At 35.9% G+C, this 24961-nt stretch carries 17 protein-coding genes, 1 tRNA gene and 1 pseudogene; 2 read left to right on the top strand and 17 right to left on the bottom strand.

All coding sequences use genetic code 11. The features are described from left to right. Nucleotides 1–80: 80 nt before the first annotated feature. From thiE to htpX, 4 genes are all read right to left on the bottom strand, one after another. Nucleotides 81–731, bottom strand: coding sequence for a thiamine phosphate synthase (gene thiE, locus TTHT_RS05960; RefSeq protein ID WP_201327064.1), 651 nt, complete (start codon nt 729–731; stop codon nt 81–83). Then, nucleotides 728–3628, bottom strand: coding sequence for a M36 family metallopeptidase (locus tag TTHT_RS05955; protein WP_201327063.1), 2901 nt, complete (start codon nt 3626–3628; stop codon nt 728–730). The genes thiE and TTHT_RS05955 overlap by 4 nt, the downstream gene beginning before the upstream one ends. Continuing rightward, on the bottom strand, nt 3628–5601 hold the full coding sequence (locus TTHT_RS05950; RefSeq protein WP_201327062.1) for a choice-of-anchor J domain-containing protein: 1974 nt from the start codon (nt 5599–5601) through the stop codon (nt 3628–3630). The genes TTHT_RS05955 and TTHT_RS05950 overlap by 1 nt, the downstream gene beginning before the upstream one ends. A 76-nt stretch (nt 5602–5677) precedes the next feature. Beyond that, nucleotides 5678–6538 carry a zinc metalloprotease HtpX gene (htpX, locus tag TTHT_RS05945; protein ID WP_201327061.1) on the bottom strand — a complete coding sequence of 287 codons (861 nt, stop codon included), beginning with the start codon at nt 6536–6538 and terminating at the stop codon, nt 5678–5680. 184 nt (nt 6539–6722) lie between these two features. Between htpX and clpB the strand changes: the two genes are divergently transcribed. Then, nucleotides 6723–9299 carry an ATP-dependent chaperone ClpB gene (gene clpB, locus TTHT_RS05940; RefSeq protein WP_201327060.1) on the top strand — a complete coding sequence of 859 codons (2577 nt, stop codon included), beginning with the start codon at nt 6723–6725 and terminating at the stop codon, nt 9297–9299. A gap of 103 nt (nt 9300–9402) precedes the next feature. Next, nucleotides 9403–9492, top strand: a tRNA-Leu gene (locus tag TTHT_RS05935). Nucleotides 9493–9555: 63 nt separating this feature from the next. Here the strand turns inward: TTHT_RS05935 and TTHT_RS11030 are convergent. The 13 genes and pseudogenes from TTHT_RS11030 to TTHT_RS05870 form a co-directional block, all read right to left on the bottom strand. Continuing rightward, nucleotides 9556–9723, bottom strand: a pseudogene (locus tag TTHT_RS11030) (type I restriction enzyme endonuclease domain-containing protein); the annotation flags it as partial. Between the two features lie 20 nt (nt 9724–9743). Then, a complete protein-coding gene (locus TTHT_RS05925; RefSeq protein ID WP_201327059.1) occupies nt 9744–11351 on the bottom strand; it encodes a type I restriction-modification system subunit M in 1608 nt (535 codons plus the stop codon). 1 nt (nt 11352) lies between these two features. Next, the gene (locus tag TTHT_RS05920) at nt 11353–12447 is read right to left on the bottom strand and encodes an AAA family ATPase (protein ID WP_201327058.1); all 1095 of its coding nucleotides are present in this window, start codon (nt 12445–12447) and stop codon (nt 11353–11355) included. A 2-nt stretch (nt 12448–12449) separates the two neighbouring features. Beyond that, the gene (locus TTHT_RS05915; protein ID WP_201327057.1) at nt 12450–13697 is read right to left on the bottom strand and encodes a restriction endonuclease subunit S; all 1248 of its coding nucleotides are present in this window, start codon (nt 13695–13697) and stop codon (nt 12450–12452) included. Continuing rightward, nucleotides 13690–16659: a type I restriction endonuclease subunit R gene (locus tag TTHT_RS05910; protein ID WP_201327056.1), complete on the bottom strand. Its 2970-nt coding sequence runs from the start codon at nt 16657–16659 to the stop codon at nt 13690–13692. Before TTHT_RS05910 ends, TTHT_RS05915 begins: the two co-directional genes overlap by 8 nt. A gap of 58 nt (nt 16660–16717) precedes the next feature. Continuing rightward, nucleotides 16718–17062: an ORF6N domain-containing protein gene (locus tag TTHT_RS05905; RefSeq protein ID WP_201327055.1), complete on the bottom strand. Its 345-nt coding sequence runs from the start codon at nt 17060–17062 to the stop codon at nt 16718–16720. A gap of 34 nt (nt 17063–17096) precedes the next feature. Further along, entirely contained in the window at nt 17097–17291 is a 195-nt protein-coding gene (locus tag TTHT_RS05900; protein ID WP_201327054.1) for a hypothetical protein, read from the bottom strand. Then, nucleotides 17252–18523 (bottom strand): RNA-binding domain-containing protein, encoded by a 1272-nt coding sequence (locus TTHT_RS05895; RefSeq protein ID WP_201327053.1) that lies wholly within the window; start codon nt 18521–18523, stop codon nt 17252–17254. Before TTHT_RS05895 ends, TTHT_RS05900 begins: the two co-directional genes overlap by 40 nt. A gap of 16 nt (nt 18524–18539) precedes the next feature. Further along, nucleotides 18540–18689, bottom strand: a complete 150-nt coding sequence (locus TTHT_RS05890) for a hypothetical protein (RefSeq protein ID WP_201327052.1) — start codon at nt 18687–18689, stop codon at nt 18540–18542. Next, nucleotides 18686–20224 carry a type I restriction-modification system subunit M gene (locus TTHT_RS05885; RefSeq protein ID WP_201327051.1) on the bottom strand — a complete coding sequence of 513 codons (1539 nt, stop codon included), beginning with the start codon at nt 20222–20224 and terminating at the stop codon, nt 18686–18688. Before TTHT_RS05885 ends, TTHT_RS05890 begins: the two co-directional genes overlap by 4 nt. A 276-nt stretch (nt 20225–20500) precedes the next feature. Next, entirely contained in the window at nt 20501–21412 is a 912-nt protein-coding gene (locus tag TTHT_RS05880) for a thiamine pyrophosphate-dependent enzyme (RefSeq protein ID WP_201327050.1), read from the bottom strand. Between the two features lie 10 nt (nt 21413–21422). Further along, on the bottom strand, nt 21423–22610 hold the full coding sequence (gene porA / locus TTHT_RS05875; protein WP_201327049.1) for a hypothetical protein: 1188 nt from the start codon (nt 22608–22610) through the stop codon (nt 21423–21425). Beyond that, nucleotides 22603–24879: a 2-oxoacid:acceptor oxidoreductase family protein gene (locus tag TTHT_RS05870; RefSeq protein ID WP_201327048.1), complete on the bottom strand. Its 2277-nt coding sequence runs from the start codon at nt 24877–24879 to the stop codon at nt 22603–22605. The genes porA and TTHT_RS05870 overlap by 8 nt, the downstream gene beginning before the upstream one ends. Between the last annotated feature and the right edge of the window lie 82 nt (nt 24880–24961).

Below are 24961 nucleotides of genomic sequence, written 5' to 3'. Positions count from 1 at the left end.
ATTCTAAATGATTTTGAGAAAAATTAAAGTATTTTCTGGAAGAGGCTTTTTAATTAAGTATTTGCAAAAGTATAAAACTTTCATGCCCAATTTTTTTTGCATAGTGCAAGAAAAAGTTTTTCAGTTGCCTTTTGTAAATCTTCTGATGATAGTATTGCTGAAATTACAGCCACCTTATTTATCCCTATGTTTGAGAGGTATTTTACATTGTCAGAATTTATCCCCCCTATAGGGATTACAGGCTTTTCTGTATTTGATAAGACATAGTTTACAAAATCAATCCCAACTGCATTTCCTGCATCAGGTTTTGTTGATGTTGAAAATACAGGTCCAGGGGAGATGTAGTCTATGTCCTGATTTAAAGCATATTCTAACTCTTTTTTATTCCCTGCTGACATCCCTATAATTTTGTTTTTTCCTAAAATTTCTCTCGCATATTTTGGTGGCAAATCATCCTGACCAAGATGCACCCCGTCTGCATTTGAGGCATAGGCTATGTCAACCCTGTCGTTTACTATGAAAATTATCCCGTTTTTTTCACATGCCTCTTTTACCTTAAATGCTATTTCAAGGTATTCCCTTGTTGATATATTCTTTTCCCTCAACTGCACTATTTTTACACCAGATTTTGAAACAGAGTCTATTATTTCTATATAACTTTTCTCCTTTGCTAACTTTCTATCAAGAATAAGATATATACCTGTAAGTTTTTTCAAATCATCTTTATTCATTGCACAATCCCTTCCATTCCAGCAATATAATCCTGCCTGTGGATAATCTCACCGTTTTCCTCTGATGTAAGGTTTCCGCTTATTTCAAACCCACAGATTGAATTATTAGATTGAGCAATTATGTATGAAACACTCTGTATAGTATCTTCTGAAAAGATATCTTTAACAAGGAACACCTTTTTTTGATTGGGATTAATATCAGAAAAATCAACCTGCTCAAGGAGATTGCCATCTGAATCGTATGCAGAAAGACTGATGTCTGAAATAGAATCAGAAGAATTGATAATAGCAATCCCTGTCCAGAAGTTTTCCCCTGTTTGAATGTGTGGGAACAGAATCTTCGTTGACAGGTTTATTATCCCGTTTATGCCTGCAAGAAGCCTTGCCCCCTGTTCAGGAAGGGTGCCAAATAACTGATAACCAATGAGACAGGGAGATTGAGAGGATAATTTTATCCACGCTGTATTTTCTGGAAATTCCCTTTCATTATTAGTCCATAAATTCTGAGCAAGGCACACTGTTTTTTGGTAAGGTTGTTGCTCAATTGTAAAAGAGTCTAAAAGGTTACCATCAGAATCATAAGCAAAAACTGTTATTTCTTCGCTTGAATCAAGCACATTTTCAAAAACTATTCCTGTCCACCAGTAATTCCCCTCAACATGAATGTGGGGGAAATAAATTGTGTTTGATGGGGTTATGTCAAGGCTTAGTCCCCCTGATTGTGCCACATCCTTTCTTGTGAAAAATTGATAACCAGCAAGGCATTCTCCGTTTGATTCAATTGTTACCCAGTTTTTTTCAGGGGTAATATTGTTTGGGTTGTAAAAGTCATTGTACCATTCAAGGTAATTCATTGTGTATTTTTCATTGGGATTGCTTAAAGAAATATTTTCTCCCTCGTGGGTGTTAACCGTTAAACTTGCCTGCTCATTTGAGCCATTTACAATTGCCGAATAACTATTCCAGTAATCAGTTTCTGGTGCAATGTGTGGCACATATAAAGTGTTTGAAAGTTTTTTTATCCCTTTTAAAATTGTACTTTTCGTTTTATCTTTGTCAATAAAGTAGATATATCCATCAACAGGTTTATCTGAAACCGCCATAATCCAGAATTTTGTGTCTATTTCATCAGGGTTTACCTTTTCGTAGTATTTTTCACCAGGGTTTAAGTTTATGTCTTTCTCTTTTAAAACAAGAAATCCTTCCTGTGAAATAAAAAGTAGATGCACTGTTTCGCTTTCATTTGAGGTGTTGATTAATCCCAGAAAACTATCCATATTTGAATTTTCTTCTGCATAGGGGAAGAAAAGTTTATAACCATTAAATTCAGGAACTGAAGTTATGTAATTTTCAGGGAGTATCCCCCTTTTAAAAAAGAAGTAGCCTATTGCCTCTTTAAAATTGCCCCCATTAAGCAAGTTTGCGGAGTAAACAGACATCGCAGCAGATTGGAAACTTGCTGAAGTTGAAATGTGATACAAGGATTCAATTACATCCCTGTCAAAATCCTTTCCAACCGCTTTTCTTATCTGCCAAAGTGTTGAGGAAAATATAACCCCGTCCCAGTGATAGTTTGGTTGCCAAGTAAGATAATATCTTTCTCTCATATTCTCAGGATAATGCCTGTCAGTTTTAATTGGCCTGAGCCAGGGAGGATTTCCCGCATGGTAGTAAGTTGCATCCCATTCCCCTATATAATCCCTGAACCTTGTATCCCTGCTGAATGTTGCTGCAAAGTAATCGCTGAGCCCTTCGTCCAGAGCCTGCGCTTCCCACACCCCACCTATCCCGGGGACTATATAATGGGTAACTGCGTGCATAAATTCGTGAAGTATTATTTCTGCGTCCTCTGCATCGTCTACCCCTCCGTCTCCAAAGTGAATCCCGTGGTCTGCTTCTGAATAAAAGGAAGTATCATCAATCAAAAAGTGAACATTTATAGGTATTGGGTTAGGCAAAATGTTGAATCCTAAAGATTCAATATACTTTCTTGCCTCTGTAATCCAGTAATACGCATTTACCTCTTCAAACCTGTAATCGTCCCTTGTAAAAAAGTAATTTCCGTTTTCTGGAAGGGCGCTGCCTGGTGTGTATTCAGAGACTCCGACAACTCCAAATGTACTGGGGGGAAGCAATCCATGACCGCTTAAATCAACATATCCGTTTTTTAATACACCAGAATTGTCAATATTAGTTAATGTTACTGTTACATAACTATCTTCTAAATCTTCATAGTTTGAATCTTCGTTATCGTAAAGAGAGGTGTTTCCTGAATAACAAACAGGGTTAGGGTAGAATACATTTCCCTTAGCGTCAAAGTGAATTAAAAGGCTTTTTTCTTTGAGAATTTTTCCGCTTTTTGAATCAACAAAAACATCTAAAAGGTTTTTTTTTGCTGTAATTCTCAGCCTATAGCATGGCTTTTTTCCAAAATATCCCTTTTCAATTTTAATTATCCTTTTGAATTCTGGGTTTTCTTTTAACAATTTGTTCTTAATTATTGAACTGTCGCAGAATTCAGGTTGTTCAAAATTTTCAAAAGTGTTGTTTACAAATTTTAAAACACTTCCCCTGTAAATCACCCCTAAAACCTCACTGTTAAAAACAGGATATCCATTTACTTTCTGCTTATATCTTAATGTTGTAGTATGCCTGTTTGAGATTTTTTGAGTAAGGTAAAGTGAGTTAAAGTCAAGGGGTAGTTTTTTTGATTGAATAAAGTTTTTGAAAACCTCTTCTGGGTTTAATTTTTTGTTTGAACTTTTTATAAAAACAGGGTTATAAACAATCTCTTTCAGTTTACCCCTTTCCTTTTTTTCAAACATTACTTCTGGTGGTGTTGCCTTTGAAATCAGAAAAAAGAATATTAGAGGTAATAAAACAATTGTTTTGTTCACTACCTTACCTCAATTTTATCTAAATGAAAGGATTGTTGATATTTTGATTTTATTTCAAAAATAATTTTAACCTTTTTCCCTGCAAATTGAGAAATATCGAGGTTTTCTTTCATCCAGACTGTGAAATCTGATACCTCTGTAGATTTGTCCAGCGATTCCATATAAGAAGGAGTATACTCTTTAATTAAAGTTGTTTGGTTAAAATCAATTCCGTCGTTTGTGTTTAAATCTTCTGTAATGTAAACATTGCATGACTCAACCGCTGTTGAAGTCCAGCCAAACTGGTAAAAATAGGTCAGGGATTTAGCGTTTGCAGGTAAATCTATCTGTGGGGAGACTAAATACTGATGATTCAAAGCTGAGCTTGTTCCGTAATAGCCTACAACATAATCGCTTCCCTCAGGTGGGGTTTGTGGGAACTGTGAAGCCCATGTTTCAATTCCGAGAGAAAGCTTTGATGCTACCTGCCAGCCTTTTCCTGAGTATTCATTATCCTTTGCTTGAACCACCTTCCAGCTTCCACTATCTATAACATCACTATTTTCAAAGCCTTCTTTAAAAACCACCGGGATAGCGGGAGTTGCAAGCATTCCTGAAATATAGTCCTGTTCAGGGATTAGGTTGCCCCAGAGTTCAAACCCGACAATTTCCTGGCTTGAACTAATCTTTAAATAGGTTGTTCCTTCAGGCACATTGTTGTTAAACATTGCTTTTACTGTTGATACATACTTTTCATTGGGTTTAAATGAGTCTGAGATTGTAATTGTTTGAAGTGCTTTTCCCTCATCGTTGTATGCGGTTACCTGAACGGTTGCATTTTCATCTCCTATATTGACGAATGCAATTCCTGTCCAGTAATCTGAGTTTGATTCAATATGAGGGAAGATTAGCTCTTTATATCCTTCAATAGGGGAGTTAAGGCCTGCAAGAAGCCTTCTTCCCTGGCTTTCCAGAGTTCCAAATAATTCATATCCTATAATCTTTTTTTCTGTGCAGGTTACCTTAATCCATGCTGTGTTTTCAGGGAATTCCCTGTCTTTGTCTGTCCATAAGCTTTGGGCAAGCTTTACCAGTTTAGAGTATGGGTCAATAAACCATGTAACTGAATCAAGTTCTGTACCGTCTGACGATATTGCGTGAAAGGTTACAGGCAATGTTATCTCTGAAGCATTATTTACAGCAATTCCAGTCCACCAGTAACCACCTTCAACATGAATATGTGGGAAATATAGTGTGTCTGTTAGCTCTGACGGTAATGACAGTCCTGCAGTGTTGTAAATACCATCTGCCTTTACCTTGAAGGTTTCCATTCCGCTTAAAGTTGCGTTGCCGGTAGTGTAAATCTTACCCCATCCTCTCATATTGTCCGGAAATGAGCCGTTAAAAATATCAGTTTCCCATTCAAAGTAACTTTGCTCAAGTGGGTTAACAGGTGCTGGCAGGGTAACAAGGTCAGAAAAATAGTCAAAGTATGGGGAGCATACATTTTCAAAATCGCCGTTGACTAATGCAGTGTATGTGTACCAGTAATTTGTTTCAGGAGCGATATGCGGTACATAAATGCTTTTGGAAAGCCCGGTGTCTGGAAGGTAAAAGTAAGATTCTGTTAAATCGTTTGATATTGTATTCATATAGCCTGCAAGAAATTTATCACTGCTAACCATAACCCAGCAGGGAGAGTTTAACTGTTCATCGCAAATTTCACGGTAAATCCTTTCCCCTGCATTAAGAGTTCCTGTAACATTTTCAATAAGCAGGTTGCCATTGCTGTCAGAGATGTGGATTACATAATTTGCTATGCTGTCGTTTAAGTTTAATAAACCAATATAAGAAGTGTATGTATTGTCATGAAAAGCTAAAGGAAAGTACAAATGGTATTTGTAGCTATCAGAAAAGGATTTTGTGACAGGATTTGCTGCTGCTGAAAAGGTGATTATAATTAGAGATAAAAGTAAAAAAAACTGTTTTTTCATTTCAAAACCCCCTGATTTTTTCTATAAAAATTATACAACAATTTAAAAATCAGGGGGTGATTTTTGTCATATAAATTTAGTTTATTCTATTTGAATAAGCCATTTCCTCAAGCCTTTTTATTCTCTCCTCAATAGGTGGATGGGTTGAAAAAAGCTTTGCCAGTGCTTTCCCTGAAAGTGGGTTGACAATAAACATATGAGCAGTTTGTGGGTTTGCCTGAGGCATTGGTAATTCCTTTGCGTATGAATCAAGCTTTCTCAAAGCGTTTGCTAGGAATAATGGATTTCCGGAAAGCTCTGCTCCCTTTTTATCAGCAAGGTATTCCCTTGAACGGGATATAGCAAGCTGTATAAGTGTTGCAGCAAGGGGTGCGAGTATTGATACAACTAAAAGTCCTATTATTCCACCGTTGTCATCGTCTCTTGAAAAGCCACCGAAGAATGCTGCCCATCTTGCCATTGATGATAGAACCATAATTGCCCCTGCAACTGTTGCTGCTATGGACTGTATTAGTATGTCTCTATGAATTATATGCCCCAATTCGTGACCAAGTACACCCTTTAATTCATCCCTGTTCAACAGTTGTAGAATTCCGGTTGTTACAGCCACAGCAGCGTGTTCAGGGTTCCTTCCAGTTGCAAATGCATTTGGTTGGGGAGATGGGATTATGTAAATTTTAGGCATTGGTATCCCTGCTTTTGTGGCTAATTCTCTTACAATGGAGTAGAGTTCAGGAGCCTCATTTTCGGTTACCGGCTTTGCTCTGTATGCTGCAAGAACGATTTTGTCAGAGTACCAGTAAGAGAAGAAGTTCATAAAAAATGCGAGAACAAAGGCAATTATCATTCCGCTTTGTCCACCTATCATTCCACCAATCCATACGAACAAAAGGGTTAAAGCGGTTAAAAAAACAAAGCTTTTTATTTGATTTAGCATATTTGCCTCCTTAATTTTTTCTTTCATCTTTAAATATATTGTTGAATTTCCTTAAAGTCAAGCGCAAGTTTTAAAGTTGAGTATATCATTATAAAATTTTCTTATAAATTTTTTATAAATTTGTGTTGACAAAAAAATAGTTGGGATTATATTAAGTAATGAAAAAGATTTTAAGGAGGTAATTATGAATCTTGACAGATTTACCATAAAGGCAAGGGATGCTATTGCAGATGCTTTTGAAAAGGCAGAGCTTTATCAAAACCCGGAAGTCACTGAATTACACTTAATGAAATCCCTGCTTGAGCAGGAGGGAGGAATAGTTAAGCCTCTCTTGCAAAAAGCAGGTATTTTAGTTGATTTGCTTGAAAAAGAGGTTGAAGAGAAGCTTTCATCTCTTCCAAAGGCGGAAGGGGTGCAGAGGTATCCTTCTCCAAATCTTCAGGCAATATTAGTTAAATCCAAACAGATTGCCGACAGCATGGGTGATGAATACACATCTTCAGAGCACCTTGTTCTTGCAATAATTGAAAAATCTGGAAGCCTGGCAGATTTTTTCAAACAGCACAATATCACCAAGGGAGCCCTTTTGCAGGCTATAAAAGACATAAGGGGCGGGCAGAAGGTTACCGACCAGAGTGCTGAGGATAAGTATCAGGCTATTGAAAAATACTGTATTGATTACACCAAACTTGCAGAAGAGGGCAAACTTGACCCTGTAATCGGTAGGGATGAAGAGATTAGAAGGGTAATGCAGGTTTTAACAAGGAGGACAAAGAATAACCCTGTTTTAATCGGTGAACCAGGAGTTGGTAAAACTGCAATTGTTGAAGGTATTGCCCAGAGAATTGTTAAGGGAGATGTTCCTGAAAACTTGAAAGATAAAAAACTTGTTGCTCTTGACCTTGCAGCTTTGGTTGCAGGTGCAAAATTCAGGGGAGAATTTGAGGAAAGGCTGAAAGCTGTTGTAAGTGAAATAGAAAAGTCTGATGGACAGATAATCCTCTTTATTGACGAGCTGCATACCCTTGTGGGAGCAGGGGCATCAGAGGGCTCAATGGATGCTGCAAACATATTAAAGCCTGCACTGGCAAGGGGAATGTTAAGGTGCATTGGTGCAACAACATTAAACGAATACCAGAAATACATTGAGAAGGACGCAGCCCTTGAAAGAAGGTTTCAGCCTGTAATTGTGAAAGAGCCTACTGTTGAGGATACAATCTCAATTTTAAGGGGATTGAAGGAAAGGTATGAGGTTCACCACGGAATAAAGATTGCCGATAGTGCAATTGTTGCTGCGGCAACCCTTTCTCACAGATACATAACAGACAGGTTTTTACCAGATAAGGCAATAGATTTAATTGATGAGGCTTGCTCAAAGCTAAAGATAGAGATTGACTCTGTGCCTGCTGAAATTGACCAGTTGCAGAGGCAGATTATGCAGCTTGAGATTGAAAAGCAGGCTTTAAAGAAGGAAACTGACCCTGCATCTAAAAAAAGGCTTGAAGAGATAGAAAAACATTTAAGCGAATTGAAAGAGCAGGAAAAATCCCTTTTGGCAAGATGGCAGCTTGAAAAAGAACACATAATGAAGGTAAGGCAGTTAAAGGAAAAGATAGAAGAGCTTGAGAGAAAGCTTGAAGATGCGACAAGGAAGGGAGATTTTGAGGAAGCGGCAAGGATACAATACGGTGAGTTGCCAGAAACAAAGAGACAGCTTGAGCTTGCAAACGAGGAATTGAAAAAGATTCAATCTGAATCAAAGCTTTTGAAAGAGCAGGTTGATGACGAAGACATTGCGGAGATTGTATCTAAGTGGACGGGAATTCCTGTTTCCAAAATGCTTGAAAGCGAAAGGGAGAAACTCCTTAAACTTGAAGATATATTGAAACAGAGGGTAGTAGGACAGGATGAGGCAATTAAATTGCTTGCTGAGACTATAAGAAGGTCTCGTGCAGGATTGCAAGACCCGTCTAAGCCGATAGGTTCCTTTATCTTTATGGGGCCAACAGGTGTTGGTAAAACTGAGCTTGCAAAGGCTCTTGCGGAATTTCTATTTGATACTGAGGACGCACTTGTAAGAATTGATATGTCTGAGTTTATGGAAAAACACTCAGTTGCGAGGTTGATAGGAGCGCCTCCAGGATATGTTGGTTATGACGAAGGTGGAGTGCTAACTGAAAAGGTGAGAAGGCAACCTTACTCTGTAATACTTCTTGACGAAATAGAAAAAGCACATCCAGATGTTTTAAATGTTCTCTTGCAGGTGCTTGACGATGGAAGGTTAACTGACGGTAAAGGAAGGACTGTTAACTTCAAAAACACGGTTCTTATAATGACTTCAAACATAGGAAGCGACTTGATTCTGGATATGAACGACTCAAACAGAGAGATGATTTTAAAACAGGTGAATAATCTCTTAAGAAGCACATTCAGGCCTGAATTCTTAAACAGGGTTGACGAGGTTGTTGTATTCAACAAATTAGGCAAAGAGCACATGAGAGAAATTGTAAAGATACAGTTAAGGCTTGCTGAACAGAGGTTAAAAGAGCAGGATATTTCTCTTGAACTTGAGGAAAGCGCTTATGAATTTTTGATTAACAGGGGATACGACCCGAATTTTGGCGCAAGGCCATTAAAGAGGGTTATCCAGAAATATCTGCTTAACCCGCTTGCTACAAAGATTCTTGCGGGAGAAATACTCCCCGGAAGCAAGGTAATTGCCTTTGCCCAGAATGATAGGCTGGAATTTAAAACCCAGTAAAATTAAAAGATTTAAAAAGCGGGAGAAATCCCGCTTTTTTTGTTTACTAATTTATTAAAAAAAGTTGACTTTCTTCACTCTAATTGGTAATATTTTTTAGCGAGCCCGGGTGGTGGAATTGGCAGACACACAGGACTTAAAATCCTGCGGACCTTGTGGCTCCGTGCCGGTTCGAGTCCGGCCCCGGGCACCACTTTCCACCACATTTTTTTTAAAGCCATTAACAATTTTTTTGAATATTGAGTTTTAGTAGTTTTTATGTAGTCAAATCATTTGCAATAAGCTCAGCCTGTTTTAAAACAGTTTCTGTTGCCAGCTTTTGCATATCTGGCGGGTAACCGTATTTTCTTAAAGTTCTTTTAATAATTACTCTTAATTTTGCCCTTGCGCTTTCCCTTATTGTCCAGTCAATTATTATATTTTTTGTTTACAAATAACACAAAATTATGGAAGTAACTTAAGTCTTAGTTCTTCAAGAAATTTATTGTGTTTTTCCTTTGCATGCTTTAATTTTTTCTCTATTTCCTTCAATTCTTCGTTAACTTTATAAATATCAACTGGTTCCTCTGGCTTAGCAGTGCTTACATAACGGGAAATATTTAAATTAAAATCATGTTCTTCTTTTATTTCATCCAGTGAAACACGACGAGAAAAACGTTTCTCTTCTTTTCGATACTGATAGGTTTCTACAATCTTTTTAACATGTTCAGGCAACAATACATTTTGCCTTTTAGCCTTTTCAAAATGTTCACTTGCATTAATAAATAGAACATCATCAAATTTCTTACATTTCTTTAAAACAAGAATACAAACGGGAATGCCTGTAGAATAAAAAAGTTTTGGAGGAAGTCCTATAACAGTGTCAATATTTCCATCTAAAAGCAATTTTTTACGAATTTTTTTCTCAACGCCTCCTCTAAATAAAACACCATGGGGTAAAATAATTGCCATTGTTCCGTCTTTTGCTAAAAAATGAAAACCGTGAAGCAAAAAAGCAAAATCAGCCGCAGATTTAGGTGCAAGTCCATATCCCTTAAACCTAAAATCGTCTTTTAATGATTCTGGGGGATTCCAGCGATAACTAAAAGGCGGATTTGCGACAACTGCATCAAATTCCATCTTTTTAGCAGGATTTTCTTCTCTTAAAATATCCCAATCATTTGTTAATGAATCTCCGTGAAAAATTTCAAATTCAGTATCTTTTACACCATGTAAAAGCATATTCATACGAGCAAGGTTATACGTGGTAATATTTTTTTCCTGTCCGTAAAGTTTCCCTACATTTTTTCCCATATGTTTTCTTACATTAAGGAGCAATGAACCTGAACCGCATGCGAAATCGAGTACTTTATTTAATTTTGCTCTACGTCCTGTTGAAGGGTCTTGGCTATCTAAAGAGACAATACCAGATAAAATACTTGAAATTTGCTGTGGTGTGTAAAATTCTCCTGCGTTTTTCCCTGAGCCTGCTGCAAACTGTCCTATTAAATATTCATATGCGTCACCAAGAAGGTCTCTATCTTTAGGGAACTCTGAGAATCCCTCTGAAATTTTTTGAATAATTGCACAAAGTCTTTTATTCCTTTCTTCATAGTTTTTGCCGAGTTTTTCCGAGTTAAGATTTATCTCTGAGAAAAGGCCTTTATAATTCCTTGAAAAAGATTCATTTTCTATAAAATTAAATCCCCTTTCTAAAGTTTTTAATAAATCATTATTTTGGATGCGGGCCATTTCGGCAATACTATTCCATAGATACTCAGGTTTTATAACATAATGCACTTTTCTACGCATATGCTTTTCAAACTCTTCTACATCTTCTTTATTTTTTTCATACCAAACAGAAAGAGGGGAACGCCTGTCATCTTCTTCTAATTCAGGCCAATCACTTCCCAATTCCTTTTTTGCAGCCTCTTCATAATTATCAGATATATACCGTAAAAATAAAAACGAAAGCATATAATCTCTAAAATCGTCGGCATTCATTGAACCACGAAGTTCATTTGCAATATTCCATAATACCTTACCAAGTTTATTGTTATCATTGTTAGTCACTTTAAGCCTCCTCTTCTATAGTTTCCTGGGGGAATAACTCTGGATTAAATCTATAATTCTTCATAAAATCTTCTAATATTTCCCTAAAATATTTTTTGTTTTCTTCAAGCATTTCAATAGGTTCAAAAATAGAATAATTACCATGACTCAAAAGATTAATCACACGAGTATAAATAATGCCCTCTTCATCATCATCAAACCTTTTTACTACATCTTTAAAACTGTTAAATCCGTGAAAAGTTGCTGTTTTTTCTAAAATACTTCTAAGAATTGTAAAATGATAAGTATAAATCTTTCCTGATTTAGCAACCTCATAAAGCTCCTTTAACATAGCAACGTGATAAAATCTCGGTGTATCATTGGTACTTCTTAATTCATATTTATCATCTTTATAGCTTAAGAAATACTTTAAGGCTCTTCCCATTTCATTACATAGAACATTAAAAAACAATGTATGGTGAGAAGAAATCACAACCTTAATATCGTCCTGTCCCTTTATCAATTTTGAAAGAGTAGCAGCCACAGCTATTGCATTATTGTCATCAAGGGAGGAAATAGGGTCATCGATATAAATGTAATTAACCCATTCGTATGCCTCCTGTTTATCTATAGCAAGTTGAGCAATAGCAACAAAAAAACACCAAATAAAGATATTTTCTTCACCACGAGATATTTTAATTAGTATCGGTTCATTATCTTTATTCACTTCTCTCCAAAAACGGATGGTTCCTTCACTGTAATCTATGTCAAAGTTAAAATCAGCATATCTATGTAAAAAAGATGCGATTCTGTTTTCTATCTCAAACTCTTGAAGTCCCTTGAAAAAGCGAGACGCTGTATTCATTTTAAGCATTCTATAGGTATCATTTTCAAGGTCATTATCCCAGACAAATAAATCTTCTGTAAACGCATTAAAATAAAGTGTGTCCCTTTCATCTCCTTGCTTTCCTAAATCCTTAAAAGCCATTGAAAGACGGGTTTTACCAGTTCCGTTATAAGCATATATTAATATAACTTTCTTATTTTCTAATTGTTGCCTTAAATACTGTGCAAGCTCTTCAATTGTATTAAAAGTTGATATATTATTATTTGCCATTTCTAATCCTCAATTGAAGGAAATAATCCTTGCATCAATCCTTTTTTGTGTTGTTTTAATAGCTCTATCTTCTTAGTCTGAAGTTCTATAATCTCATCGAGTGATGAAAGACAGTCAGCAATTTTTTGCTGTTCTTCTTTTAATTTTGGAACTATCATTTTAATTTTTGAAAAAATAGGGAATTTTAAATTCCAAGTGTCAGGAGTTAACCCTTGAGAAAAACGTTTAAAATTTTCTACACTTGTTGATTTCTTAAAATAATAAGCCCAAAAGACCGAATTTTGATCACTTAGAGGTTTTAGCACTGTATATGCCGGGCTAACAATTCCACTCCATTTTGAAACACCACTGGCTCCTTGCCACATTCTCATTGAATTATAGACAATGTCATTAGGATAAACTTTCTTATAATTTGAGAAATCAGAAGTAGTATTATTTTTTCGTTCTAATTGAGATGTTTTTACAACACCTTTTGAAATAGTAACAGAAAGCAATTCAAATTTTCCATTGCCATTTCTTTCATTTCTTTCTTGAAAAATTTCTCCCAATCTTTTTTCTTCCCACTCCCCTGAATCCTTAAACTCGGGAAAACGGAAACGGGGAACTTTTTCGCCTTCATTTGGAAAGAGATTTTGCATTAGACCTTTTTTGTGCTTTTGCAATTTTTCAAGTTTCTTTTCTTCTAACTCTATAACCTCATCAATCGACGAAAGACAATCAGCTATCTTTTGCTGTTCATTTTCTTCGGGTGGCAATGATATTTTCCCCGAAAGAAACCTCTGGGGAGTAATGTTTATTGTATTCTTAGGACCTTTTTGAATAAGTGGTTCAAGATAAATTTTAGCTCTTTCTGGTGATTCAAAATATGAATTTAAAATAGTTCCAATAGCATAATTTGGGGGAGAAAAAACCAAATATAACGGAGATACTATTACGGAAAAATTTAACTTACTTTGTTTGATAATTCCAAAAGGAAAATCACCAGTAGGACTTTTAGTATATACGACATCTCCAGGTAAAACTAACTTATAGTTTTTTGTATTAGCTGCAGCAAAACTTCTGCCAAGATGTTTTATTTGTTCTACTAATCCTTTATTTACTGATACAGAATACACTTTTTCTCTTCCTGTACTTATACTTTTATGTTCTATAAGAACATTTGAAATAGGAATTTTTTTCCACTCGCCTGAATCCTTAAACTCGGGGAACCTAAATTTTGGGATTAGTTTTTTCTTCTCTTTTTCACTCATCGTAAACCTCTAATCCTGAAATATTTTGCCCTTGTGCAAGTTTTCTAAGAATAGGTATCAAATCATCCATTAATGCAAGTTCTTTTTTTGCTCTTGCCTTCCAGCCTAAATTTAAAGGAGCCAAAAGCTCAGTTAAGGCATCTGCATCAAATATCATTCTATCAAGAATATTATTTACAAAGTTAAATAAAGAACTAAATTCTATCCCATGCTTTTTAGCAATCTCCTTTAGCTCATTTTTCCTTTTATTCTCCTTAAAAATCTCATAGCCTTTTCTAACATCCTCTTCGTTTAAAGGTTTTTCTTTTTCAAGGCTGTTTATATATTCAATAAGGTCTTCTTTTTCATCTAAAAATTTTGCATTTGACGAAAGCATTTCTATAAGTTGGGTTCTTGTAACTTCCTGCTTTTTGGGCTCTTGATATGTATATTTACTAATTAATTTCATTATGTAATCATAATCAATCAAAGCGGAATCAAATAGCACAAATTCCAGATCAACCTGCTGAATGGGGTCATCAGAGTCTTTTGTTTTTCCCTGACGCTCTCTAATGTCTCTTGCAAGGTCAAGGTAAACCGTACGAAAACTTGTCAAACTTTCTTCAGGCAAAAGCTCTTCAATCTTTTTCTTATCCTCATCTGATATATCAGTGTACTGGTCAATCTGAGTAAACAACCGTTGAACTTCTTTAAAGGTATTTATAAACTCAATTCTGGCTTCATCTCCTTTAAGATTTGCAACTTCTGACGGGTTAAATTCAAGATTTTGTGATTCCATAAAAGTTTTTAGATTTTCAACTGCATTTTTATATTTTTCTATAATCACTGGAGCAGGGTCAACAATCCATATTTCTTTTGCTCCTTTCTTTTTCTCTCCAGAAAATAGAACAATAGCCTCGTCAACATTATTTCTTTGCGCTCTAAAATCAATAATATTTCCATAAGGTTTTGTGTTGTTAAGCACTCTGTTTGTTCTTGAAAATGCCTGAATAAGGCCATGATATTTAAGATTTTTATCAACATATAGAGTGTTTAAGTATTTAGAATCAAAACCTGTAAGAAGCATATCAACAACAATGGTTATGTCTATTTTTTCCCTATGGGGTAAATTATTATTGGGGTATTTTTGATCTTTAATTCTTTTTTGTATGTCCTGATAATAGATGTCAAAATTAAATATGTCGTGATGAGTCTTATATTTTTTATTGTAATCACTAATGATTTTTTTAAGTGCCTCTTTCTTTTTATTTGGCTCAACTTTAAGGTCTTCCTTTTCTTGTTCCAAATCTTCTTGAAGCTGAAGTATGTCTTTGTTGCCTTCTGCTGGAGGAGAAAATACACAGGCAAGATTTAAAGGTTTAAACTCAGGATTTTCTTTTTGCTTTTCTTCCTGGATTTTTTGAAAAAGTTCATAGTATTCTATGGCATCATTGATTGAAGCAGTTGCAAATAAAGCATTAAAACGACGGAAATTTGTTAGTTTGTCATGTTTTTCAAGTATTGATTCTATAATTGCCCTTTTAGTAGGAAGGTCTTTTGGGGCAATGTCTGTGTCACTCTTTGGTTTGTAGTATTCAACACGGAATTTTAGTACATTTCCGTCATCAATCGCATGAGTAATTGTATAGGCATGCAACAATTTTTGAAAAATATCTTCAGTGGTTTTAAATCTTAATTCTTTCCCCTCTCTTATTTTGTATGAGGCATTTTCTTCAAAAATCGGCGTCCCTGTAAATCCAAAGAGTTGAGCATTTGGGAAAAATTCGCGTATAGCCCTATGGTTTTCTCCAAATTGGGAACGATGGCATTCATCAAAAATAAAAACTACTCTTTTATTTTTTAAAGGTTCAAGCTGTTTTCTGTATTCCTTCTTATTGTTTCCATCTAATGCAAGCCCTAACTTTTGAATTGTTGTTACAATAACTTTATTTTTATAATCATCAGATAAAAGCCTGTTTACAAGCATTCTTGTATTTGTGTTCTCTTCAACACAACCTGGCTGAAATTTATTAAATTCTTCACGGGTTTGTTTATCAAGGTCTTTTCTGTCCACAACAAACAAAACCTTTTCCACATCTGGGTTATCTTTTAAAAGGGTTGAAGCTTTGAAGGAAGTGAGAGTTTTACCGCTACCTGTTGTGTGCCAGATATAGCCATTGCCTCTATTTTGATGAATACAATCAACAATAGCTTTAGCTGCATAAATCTGATAAGGACGCATCATTAGGAGTTTTCTTTCACTTTCAATAAGCACCATATAACGGCCAATCATCTCGGCAAGTGTACATTTAGAGAGAAATTTTTTGGCAAATTCGTAAAGTTGGGTAATTTTTTTATTGTCTGGATCTGCAAATTTGTAAATAGGCAGAAATTGTTCATTAGCATCAAACTTAAAATGCTCGTTGTTATTGTTTACAAAATACCAAGTCTCTGAAAAATTGCTAACTATAAATAGCTGCATAAAAGCCAATAGCGTATTGCCATATCCGTTTCCAGGTTCATTTTTATATTTTACAATTTGTTCAATGGCTCTTCTTGGGCTGATTTTTAAAGATTTCAACTCAATTTGCACCAAAGGAAGGCCATTTATCAATAAAATCACATCGTATCTTTGAAAACTGTTTTTTGTGTTTATTCTGATTTGTTTTACCACTTCAAAAGTGTTTTTGCACCAATCCTTGATATTTACAAGTGTATAGTGCAGAGGAGTTCTGTCTTCTCGTTCAAAGGTATTTTGTTGACGAAGTATTTTTGAACAACTAAAAACATCAGGTGATGTTATCTGTTCTAACAAACGCTCAAATTCATTATCTGTAAGTTTTACTCTATTTAAGGATTCAAATTTTTCCCTAAAATTTTTTTCTAAAGATTCCCTATCACGAATGTCTGAACGATAGACATAATTAAGCTCACGAAGTTTTTTAATCAATTTTTCTTCTATATTTTGTTCTTTAACAAACATACTTCTTTCTCCTAAAAGCTACTTTACATTCTATATTAATAAAATTTTTAAACCTTCGCTATCCATTTTTGAAAATGCAAAAACTTTTTTGCTTAAATCTTTTACTGCTGAAAGCAATTGCTATTCCCTGCTCTGTAAAGGCATAGGGGAGATATTTTCTGTGTTTGCCTCTTCCTTTTTTTAAGGTCGCAATTTGCGACCTTAAAGACTCAAATTCTTCTTTTGTTAATTGAAACATAAAATCTTCAGGGAAACGTTCTTTGTTTCTTCGAACCTGTTCCAGTAATCTTTTTGTTTCAACCCCATAAAGATTTGCGAGGTCACTATCAAGCATTATCTGGACACCTCTTATCGTATAAATTTTGGATTCAATTTCTTCAACTCGTATTATTTTTTCATCCATAGTTTTTCACCCTTCACGCTTCATCCTTCATTTTTCACCCTTCATCCTTCTTAAAACATAATAAGTGCTTCTTCCTTTTCCTTGCCTTTTGAAGTATTTTTGCAATTAATGAGCTTAATATTTCATGTGCTTTGGTTTTTTGAACATCAAGGATTTTTATTGCTTCTTTCCTTGTAATTTTTTCATTATCTAAAAGATAAAGTAATATCTTTTTTTCTTCCAGAGGCAATTGTCCGTAATCGTCCGTAATCGTCCGTAATCGGCCGCGATTTGAATGTTCTCACCCTTTTGAATTTCAAGATTATAGTTTATCTTTCTAAGTGTTACCCCAAATGAAATTTCCGGCTCGCTCCACTCAAATTTTATTTCTGGATAGTTTTTTAACTCCTCAGCAATTAACCTTAACCCGTTTCCCCATTGTTCGATAATGCCGAGTTTTTTAAATACTGACGCAAGTACTTTATTTCTTATATCAGATTGGCCAGATTCCATATCATTAAAATCAATGGTAGGCATTAATTTACCAGGGCTTGTAATTTCAATTTTATCGTCAAATATTGCAATTTTTATATCTTTACCCCTTAATGAATAATCCCTGTGAATAACAGCATTTTTTATAACTTCACGAATGGCAATAATTGGATATTCCCACCTATCTTTCCTGTAAACGCCTTCATAAACTGAAGCTTGAGAAATATGCCTTAAAACAAACCTATATGCTTCTTCCGCTTGAAAGCTTAAAGGCTCATCAATAGTCTTTTGGTCTATAAAATCTCCTGGAGTTGTTCCTTTAAACCTTGCGCATTCAATTTTTGCATATGGGAAAAGTTTATTTCTAATTTTATCGTTTGATAATAGTACCAGGGCATTTGTAGGGAAATTCCTGTTTTGCTCTTTAAGTATTAGATTTAATTTGCTTAAAATGGTTTTAGTTAATTTTTCATCTGTAATTTCTTCAAACTGCTTTGCAAAAAGAGAAAATTCCAACTCATCAACACTTTTCGAATATACAGGTAAAGAATCAAATGATATTCCTTGCTTTTGTCTTTCTAATTCTTCAATAATCTCTTTATCAGCCAGTCGGTTTGAAGAACCAACTCTAATATAAGTTCCTTTTTCTTTTCCTTTGCTTTTAATATAGTATGGTGGTTTATTACCTTTGTAAATTTTAATTACAACTATATGTTTGTCATTTTTATTTAAAAAGAAAATATCGGGTAAGATTAGTGGATGGCAATTATCATGTATGATATTACTAATTTTTTCTTCTATTTTTAATAAATCATCTTCAGGAACACCGACAATTTCTCTTGGCTTATCTTTAATCCCAATATAAATTTCACCACCGGCATCATTGGCAAAAGAGACAACAGTTTTACATAAATCAAACTTATTTGGCAGAGTCTCTTTAAATTCAAGTTTTCTGTTTTCCGGTTGTTGTAAAATCTTTTCTAACTTCATAATCTCCCTATTTAACTTATTTTATTTCATTTATAGCTAAAGCAACCTGTTCCAAAATTGCACAGGTTGAATTTTTATAAAATTCCAACTGTTTCCAAAATGGAAACAGTATCGTTAAACTAATCAACTGATTTTCGCCCTTCATTCTTTTCCCTTCATTCTTCATCTTTCGTCTTTCCCCTTAACATCTATTTTCTCTAAATTCTCAAGTATAAGTTTGTTTAACCTTTCCTCTTCTTTTAACTGTTCCAAAAACTCGCCTTTTAATTTATTAAACCTTTCTTCAAAATCAAAGTCATCTTCTTCTTCAGCAAGCCCCACATAACGGCCGGGGGTTAATACATAATCGAGTTCTTTAACATCTTTAATAATTACTGATTTGCAGAATCCCTTTATGTCCTCATAACTTTCATCTTCTTTTTGCCATTTGTGGTATGTGTTTGCAATTTTTTTAATATCTTCTTCAGTTAAAATTCTTGTCCTTCTGCTGATAAGTTTTCCCATATCCCTTGCGTCAATAAAGAGGATTTGCCCTTTTCTTGTTGTTTTATTTTTTCTAATAAACCATAAAGAAGCCGGTATCTGTGTGTTTAAGAAGAGTTTTGCAGGAAGATTGACAATACAGTCTATAATGTCATCTTCAATCATATTTTTTCTAATTTCATACTCGGCAGTTTGTTTTGTGGTAAGAGCGCCTTTTGCTAAAACAAAACCTGCTTTTCCATAAGGTGCAAGGTGAAAAATAAAATGCTGAATCCACGCATAATTTGCATTACCAACAGGTGGCACACCGTACTTCCATCTAACATCGTTTCTGAGTAGTTCACCGCTCCAATCACTGTCGTTAAAGGGCGGGTTGGCTATTACAAAATCTGCTTTTAAATCTTTGTGAGCGTCGTTTAAAAATGAGCCTTCAGGATTCCACTTTACCTGTGAGCTATCAATTCCTCTTATTGCAAGATTCATTTTGCAGAGTCTCCAGGTTGTCTGGTTGCTTTCCTGTCCGTAAATAGAAATGTCGTTAATCTTTCCTTGATGCTCTTTTACAAACTTTTCTGATTGAACAAACATTCCGCCACTTCCACAGCATGGGTCAAATACCCTTCCTTTGTATGGTTCAAGCATTTCAACTAAAAGTTCAACAACGCTTCTTGGGGTATAGAATTGGCCACCTTTTTTACCTTCGGCTAACGCAAACTGTCCCAGAAAATACTCAAACACATGCCCTAAAATATCCGATGTTTGTTCTTTTGCTTCATTAATGGCAATATTGCTGAACAGGTCAATTAGCCCACCGAGGTTTATAGGGTCAATGTTTCCCCTTGCGTATACCTTTGGCAAAACCCCTTTGAGTGATGTGTTTATTTTTTCTATAAGCTCCATTGCATTGTCAATTAGTTTCCCTATTTCAGGGTTTTTTGCGTGAGCTTTTAGATAGCTCCATCTTGCCTCAGGTGGGATAAAAAACACATTTTCAGCTTTGTATTCGTCTATGTCTTCCGGGTCTGCTCCTGCGTATTCTCCTTCACCTTTTTTGAGTTTTTCGTATAAATCCTCAAAAGCTTCTGATATATACCTTAAAAAGATAAGCCCTAAAACAACATGTTTATACTCTGCAGCATCAATGTTTTTTCTAAGCTTGTCTGCTGCCTTCCACAGGCTTTGCTCAAATGATTCTAAATTTTCTTTTTTCTTTACCATATGATTCACCTTTTTAAAATTTATTAACAAAATTTATATCACCATAATACACTAACTACAACATAAATTAAAGCTTAATCCTCTTTAATCTTAAAAAAACTTGACACTGATTTTTAAGAAGATTAGTTTTTTTTCTAAATCAACTTTGATAGGATGGGGTAGGGAATATGGCAAATCTTTTTTTTATTGTTAGAAGAGTTTGGCGTAGAATATAGCTTAAAAATAAAAAACCCGGGAATTTTTCCCGGGTTTTGTTATCTTTATTATGGTTTTTGTTTAGAATTGGTAGCTTATTTCCTCTAATTTGACAAGTCTTTTCCAGTTTGAATCAACCTGTTCCTGAATTGTTTTCAATGCATCTGTTGCATTTTCTTTAAATAGGTGTCTGAACCTTCCCTGAAGTTTGAGGCATTCTTCCACAGGAATTTCCTTTTTAGGGTAGTAGTTGATTTTTACCCTGTGATGTTCAACCTCAAAGAGAGGGAAAAGTTTTGTTTCAACAGCAAGCCTTGCTATTGAAATTGACTGGGAAGGGTCTGTTTTGTGCCCGGGAGGGCAGGGGCCGTCTATCATAAGAAAGCTGAAGCCATCTGCATTTTTAGCCCTTTCAACCTTTCTTCTGAAATCCTGGATAAAGGCAAGGGAGCAAGTTGCAGCATAGGGTATATTGTGAGAGGATACTATCCCCATTAAGTCTTTAGGCCACGTTTTTTTATAGCTTGGATTTGGGTTTGTTGTTGTTACTGCACCATAAGGGGTTGCAGTACTTGTCTGGATTCCTGTGTTCATGTATGCACCGTTGTTGTTGCAGACATATATTATCCTTTCTCCCCTTGACGCTGCTCCTGATAATGATTGAAGCCCTATGTCAAATGTTCCGCCGTCTCCAGCAAGAACAACCACATTTGCATCTTTGTTTCCCTGCCTGTCAAGAGCAGCCCTTACGCCAGTTGCCGTTGCAGGTGCTGCTGCAAACACAGTGTGAACTGTGCTTCCCTTTACATGGTTATATCCGTATGGCCCGGCAATAATTGAGTAACAGGAGGCAGGAACGACATAAACAGTATTTTCCCCTAAAATGCTTGCTATGTGTCTTACAAGCAGAGCCCAGCCGCAACCTCTGCAGCTTAATGCCCCGGGGTAAACCTTTTCTTCACCAATTAGGAACTTATATACTAAATCAGCCATTATCTCCTCCTTACTCAAAATCAATCCAGATTATTTCATCTGGATTGCTGCGAACCTTATCAATCATGTTCTCAATTGTAATGGGGGAAACATCTTTTCCACCCATACCCGCATAGATATCGTACATTTTAAAATACCTTTCTCCGTAAAGAGCCCTCTTCATCTCCTGCATTAATGCACCTTCTTTTCCACCTAAAAAGTTTCTTTCAATGTTTACTATTAAGGCGTTGTCGGATAAGGGCTTTAATGCTTCAAGAACACTTTTTTTCGGGAAAGGTTTCATTAGCCTTATTTTGAGGATTCCAATTTCAGGGTGAAGGTTAAGTATTCCTCTCACTGTTGTAGTAATTGTTGAGGTTGTAACAAATACCATTTCTGTTTTTTCGTTTATGTTTATTGCTTCAACAGCCTGGTAGTTTCTTCCGAATTTTTCTCCAAACTGTTTACCCACAGTGTTTACTAAATCTTCAACCTTTAGAGCATCTTTCCACCATGCGTATTCAAATGTTTCATACTCTTCTGGTGGTATAAGGCCGCCTATTGCTTTTGGGTGGTATCCGTCAATCTCAACTCCCTTTTTCTGCTTAGGTGGCAGGAATTCATCAACTAAAGATTGTTCTGGTACCCAGACATTTTCACTTGTATGGCTTAAATAGAATGCATCAAGCACAACCATTACAGGAATGTCAAGGGTTTCGGTAATTATGTATCCCTGAATAATGGTGTCAAGCACTTCTTGTGAGGTTTCAGTGTAAATCTGTATCCAGCCTGTATCTCTCTGGGCAAGGGAGTCTGTCTGGTCTGCCCATATATTCCACGGGATTGATGGCCTTCCAACATTGCAAACAACCATTGGAAGCCTGAAATGGGCTATTGCGTGTAAAACCTCATGGGCATAGAATAAGCCCTGTCCGCTTGTTGCAGTAAATACCCTTTCACCTGCCATTGCAGCTCCCATTGCTGCAGCAAAGACAGAGTGCTCACTGTCCATATTTACATAGGTTGCATCCATCTCTCCTGTTGCAACTTTTCTTGATAATTCTTCCACAATTGTTGTTTGAGGTGTAATTGGATATGCTGGGATAAACCCCGCTTTGCACAGTTTTGCAGCTTCTGCCGCTGCAAAGTTACCTTTAAGTATTTTGGGATTATGTCTCTTAAACTCAACGGCGTTTTCCATGTTTTTTACATCAGTCATTTTTCACCTCGCCTAAAGTAAAGTCAATTGCAGAGCACGGGCATTCATTGAAGCAGATGCCGCACCCTTTGCAATAGTCGTAGTTAATATAAAGCCTGCCATTTTCATCAAGAGCAATTGCTGCGTCCGGGCAGAAGTTGTAGCAGTTTCCGCATTCAAAACAGTCTCCGCAGTGTAAACACCTGCCGCTTTCCTGAACCACCTGTTCTTCAGTTAACCCTTCCACAACCTCTTCAAAGTTAAGGTAAAGGTTTTCATCAAAGTGTGTTTTATTTTTTATTCTCGGTACGGCGGGGTAGTATTCAAACTTAATATCTTTTGGAGTTACTGCCCTGTGTAAAACTTCATTTTCTTTATCGTAGAATGTGTTGCTGAGAAAAGCATCAACCTCTTTTGCTACAAGGTTTCCGCTTCCTATTGCCTCAACAACAGTGCCTCCCCATGCCATATCTCCGGCACAGAAAACAGGAACTTTTGAGTCATAATCAATTTTCCCCTGTTTCGGTTTAACCTTTTCACCAAAGACAAACTCGTCATACTCCTGTCCTATTGCTTTTATAAGTTTGTTTACGGTAACGGTAAACTCTGAGCCTTCAATTGGAATAGGTCTTCTCCTTCCAGATGCATCAGGCTCACCTAATCTCATTTTAATCATTTTAACTTCAATTTCATTGTCGTTTTTTCTGTTTAATTCAACGGGAGCAGTTAAAAATTCAAAGTTTACGCCTTCTTCAATAGCCTCTTCAACCTCAATGTGTATTGCTGGCATTTCATTTCTTGTTCTTCTGTAATAAACTGTTGGCTCTGCACCTAATCTTAAAGCAGTTCTTGATACATCTATTGCAGTGTTTCCACCGCCTATTATTGCAACTTTATCACCTTTTTTAACCCCTGATGTATTGTTGTTCAGTTTAAACTCTCTTAGAAAGTCAATACCGTCAAGGGCAAGCTCTTCATTTTTCATTCCCATTGTGTAGCCTTTATGGGAACCAACAGCAACAATTACAGCGTCAAAATCATTTTCAAGCTCTTTAACAGTTGCTTTTTTATTTGTGATAATTTTTACCCCGCTTTTTACAATTCTCTCTATCTCTCTATCAAGCACTTCATCAGGCAGCCTGAATTTTGGGATACCTGAGCGCATCATTCCACCTGGTTTTGGCATTGCTTCAAAAACTGTAACATCGTACCCTCTGTTTCTAAGCCTTAACGCAGCGGTTAATCCAGCAGGGCCACTTCCAATAACTGCAATTTTTTCCTTTTTTGTTATTTTAACCGGTTCCGGGAAGTAATCTTTGTTTTTATCTCCAAGAAACCTCTCAATAGAACCTATATTTAAACTTTCATCGTACTCTTTTCTATTGCAGTTTTGTTCGCAGTAATGAGGGCAAACCCTTCCGCAGATAGCAGGAAATGGATTATGTTCCAAAATCAACCTGAACCCTTCATCAAACTTTTTCTCATTTGCAAGTTTTACAAATTCTCTTACAGCAGTACCTGCCGGGCAGTTAAGAGAGCATGGTGCTTCGTTTGTATGGTATTCAGGGGTGAGAACTCTCCAGTTGCCGGTTTTGTTTTTCGACATTGGGCCGTACCACTCAGGGTACTTTGGAATTTCTGTATAATGTTTTTTCTCAAGGTGTTTTCTTTCGTCTAAAGTAAATTCAGAAATCTTTGGTTTTGTTGAATTAAATGCTTCAACAATGTAAGTGTAATCGTCTTTTAAGCCATTAACACTGTTAAAAGCAACTTCTGCAGCCTCAACATTCTTTTCAGGTTTTACTGGAACATTTGCGGCAATTATTTCCTTTGCAATGTCAAGATTTTCTCCTAAAACCCTTAAAATTGCCCCTATCATTGCTGAGTTAACAATAGGCAATGCCTTGCTTCCTAACCCTTTTTCAAGGGAAATTCTTGTTGCCGGTACTGTAAAAATGTTTTCAGTAAACTCTTTAAATTTGTCAATTGGTTTCTCTGTGTTTAAGAGAGCAGCTCCATTTTTTTCAAGTCCGTCAAAGATTGGAACCTGGTCAAGCAATGTTTCATCAAAAACAACAATTAGGTCTGGATTGTAAATTTTACTTCTGTTTAGAATTGGGGTTCTGGATACCCTTAAAAAAGCCTGAATTGGAGCACCGGTTCTTTCAACTCCAAATGCTGGAAAAGCCTGGACATAGTAGCCTTCCATCTGTCCAAAAATTTTTGCAAGAATTTCGAAAGCGGTAACCATTCCCTGACCGCCTCGAGCATGTCCTCTGATTTCTAACATATCTCCTCCTCTTTTATCTCAACCTACTTTTTACTTCAGGGCTATAATGTCGCACCATTTTGAAATTGTTTGTTTTGAGAGT

Origin of the sequence: Thermotomaculum hydrothermale (assembly GCF_016592575.1) — a bacterium.
GTDB lineage: Bacteria > Acidobacteriota > Holophagae > Thermotomaculales > Thermotomaculaceae > Thermotomaculum > Thermotomaculum hydrothermale.
The sequence above is the reverse complement of the archived record's forward strand: the minus strand, read 5'-3'. Positions and strand labels throughout refer to the sequence as shown.

Bases quoted from the DNA above. Each gene is read 5' to 3' on its own strand.
- thiE (WP_201327064.1), bottom strand. From the start codon at position 731: ATGAATAAAGATGATTTGAAAAAACTTACAGGTATATATCTTATTCTT.
- TTHT_RS05880 (WP_201327050.1), bottom strand. From the start codon at position 21,412: ATGGCTGATTTAGTATATAAGTTCCTAATTGGTGAAGAAAAGGTTTAC.
- TTHT_RS05895 (WP_201327053.1), bottom strand. From the start codon at position 18,523: ATGAAGTTAGAAAAGATTTTACAACAACCGGAAAACAGAAAACTTGAA.
- TTHT_RS05890 (WP_201327052.1), bottom strand. From the start codon at position 18,689: ATGAAGAATGAAGGGAAAAGAATGAAGGGCGAAAATCAGTTGATTAGT.
- htpX (WP_201327061.1), bottom strand. From the start codon at position 6,538: ATGCTAAATCAAATAAAAAGCTTTGTTTTTTTAACCGCTTTAACCCTT.
- TTHT_RS05920 (WP_201327058.1), bottom strand. From the start codon at position 12,447: ATGGCAAATAATAATATATCAACTTTTAATACAATTGAAGAGCTTGCA.
- TTHT_RS05950 (WP_201327062.1), bottom strand. From the start codon at position 5,601: ATGAAAAAACAGTTTTTTTTACTTTTATCTCTAATTATAATCACCTTT.
- TTHT_RS05915 (WP_201327057.1), bottom strand. From the start codon at position 13,697: ATGAGTGAAAAAGAGAAGAAAAAACTAATCCCAAAATTTAGGTTCCCC.
- clpB (WP_201327060.1), top strand. From the start codon at position 6,723: ATGAATCTTGACAGATTTACCATAAAGGCAAGGGATGCTATTGCAGAT.
- TTHT_RS05885 (WP_201327051.1), bottom strand. From the start codon at position 20,224: ATGGTAAAGAAAAAAGAAAATTTAGAATCATTTGAGCAAAGCCTGTGG.
- TTHT_RS05910 (WP_201327056.1), bottom strand. From the start codon at position 16,659: ATGTTTGTTAAAGAACAAAATATAGAAGAAAAATTGATTAAAAAACTT.
- TTHT_RS05905 (WP_201327055.1), bottom strand. From the start codon at position 17,062: ATGGATGAAAAAATAATACGAGTTGAAGAAATTGAATCCAAAATTTAT.
- porA (WP_201327049.1), bottom strand. From the start codon at position 22,610: ATGACTGATGTAAAAAACATGGAAAACGCCGTTGAGTTTAAGAGACAT.
- TTHT_RS05870 (WP_201327048.1), bottom strand. From the start codon at position 24,879: ATGTTAGAAATCAGAGGACATGCTCGAGGCGGTCAGGGAATGGTTACC.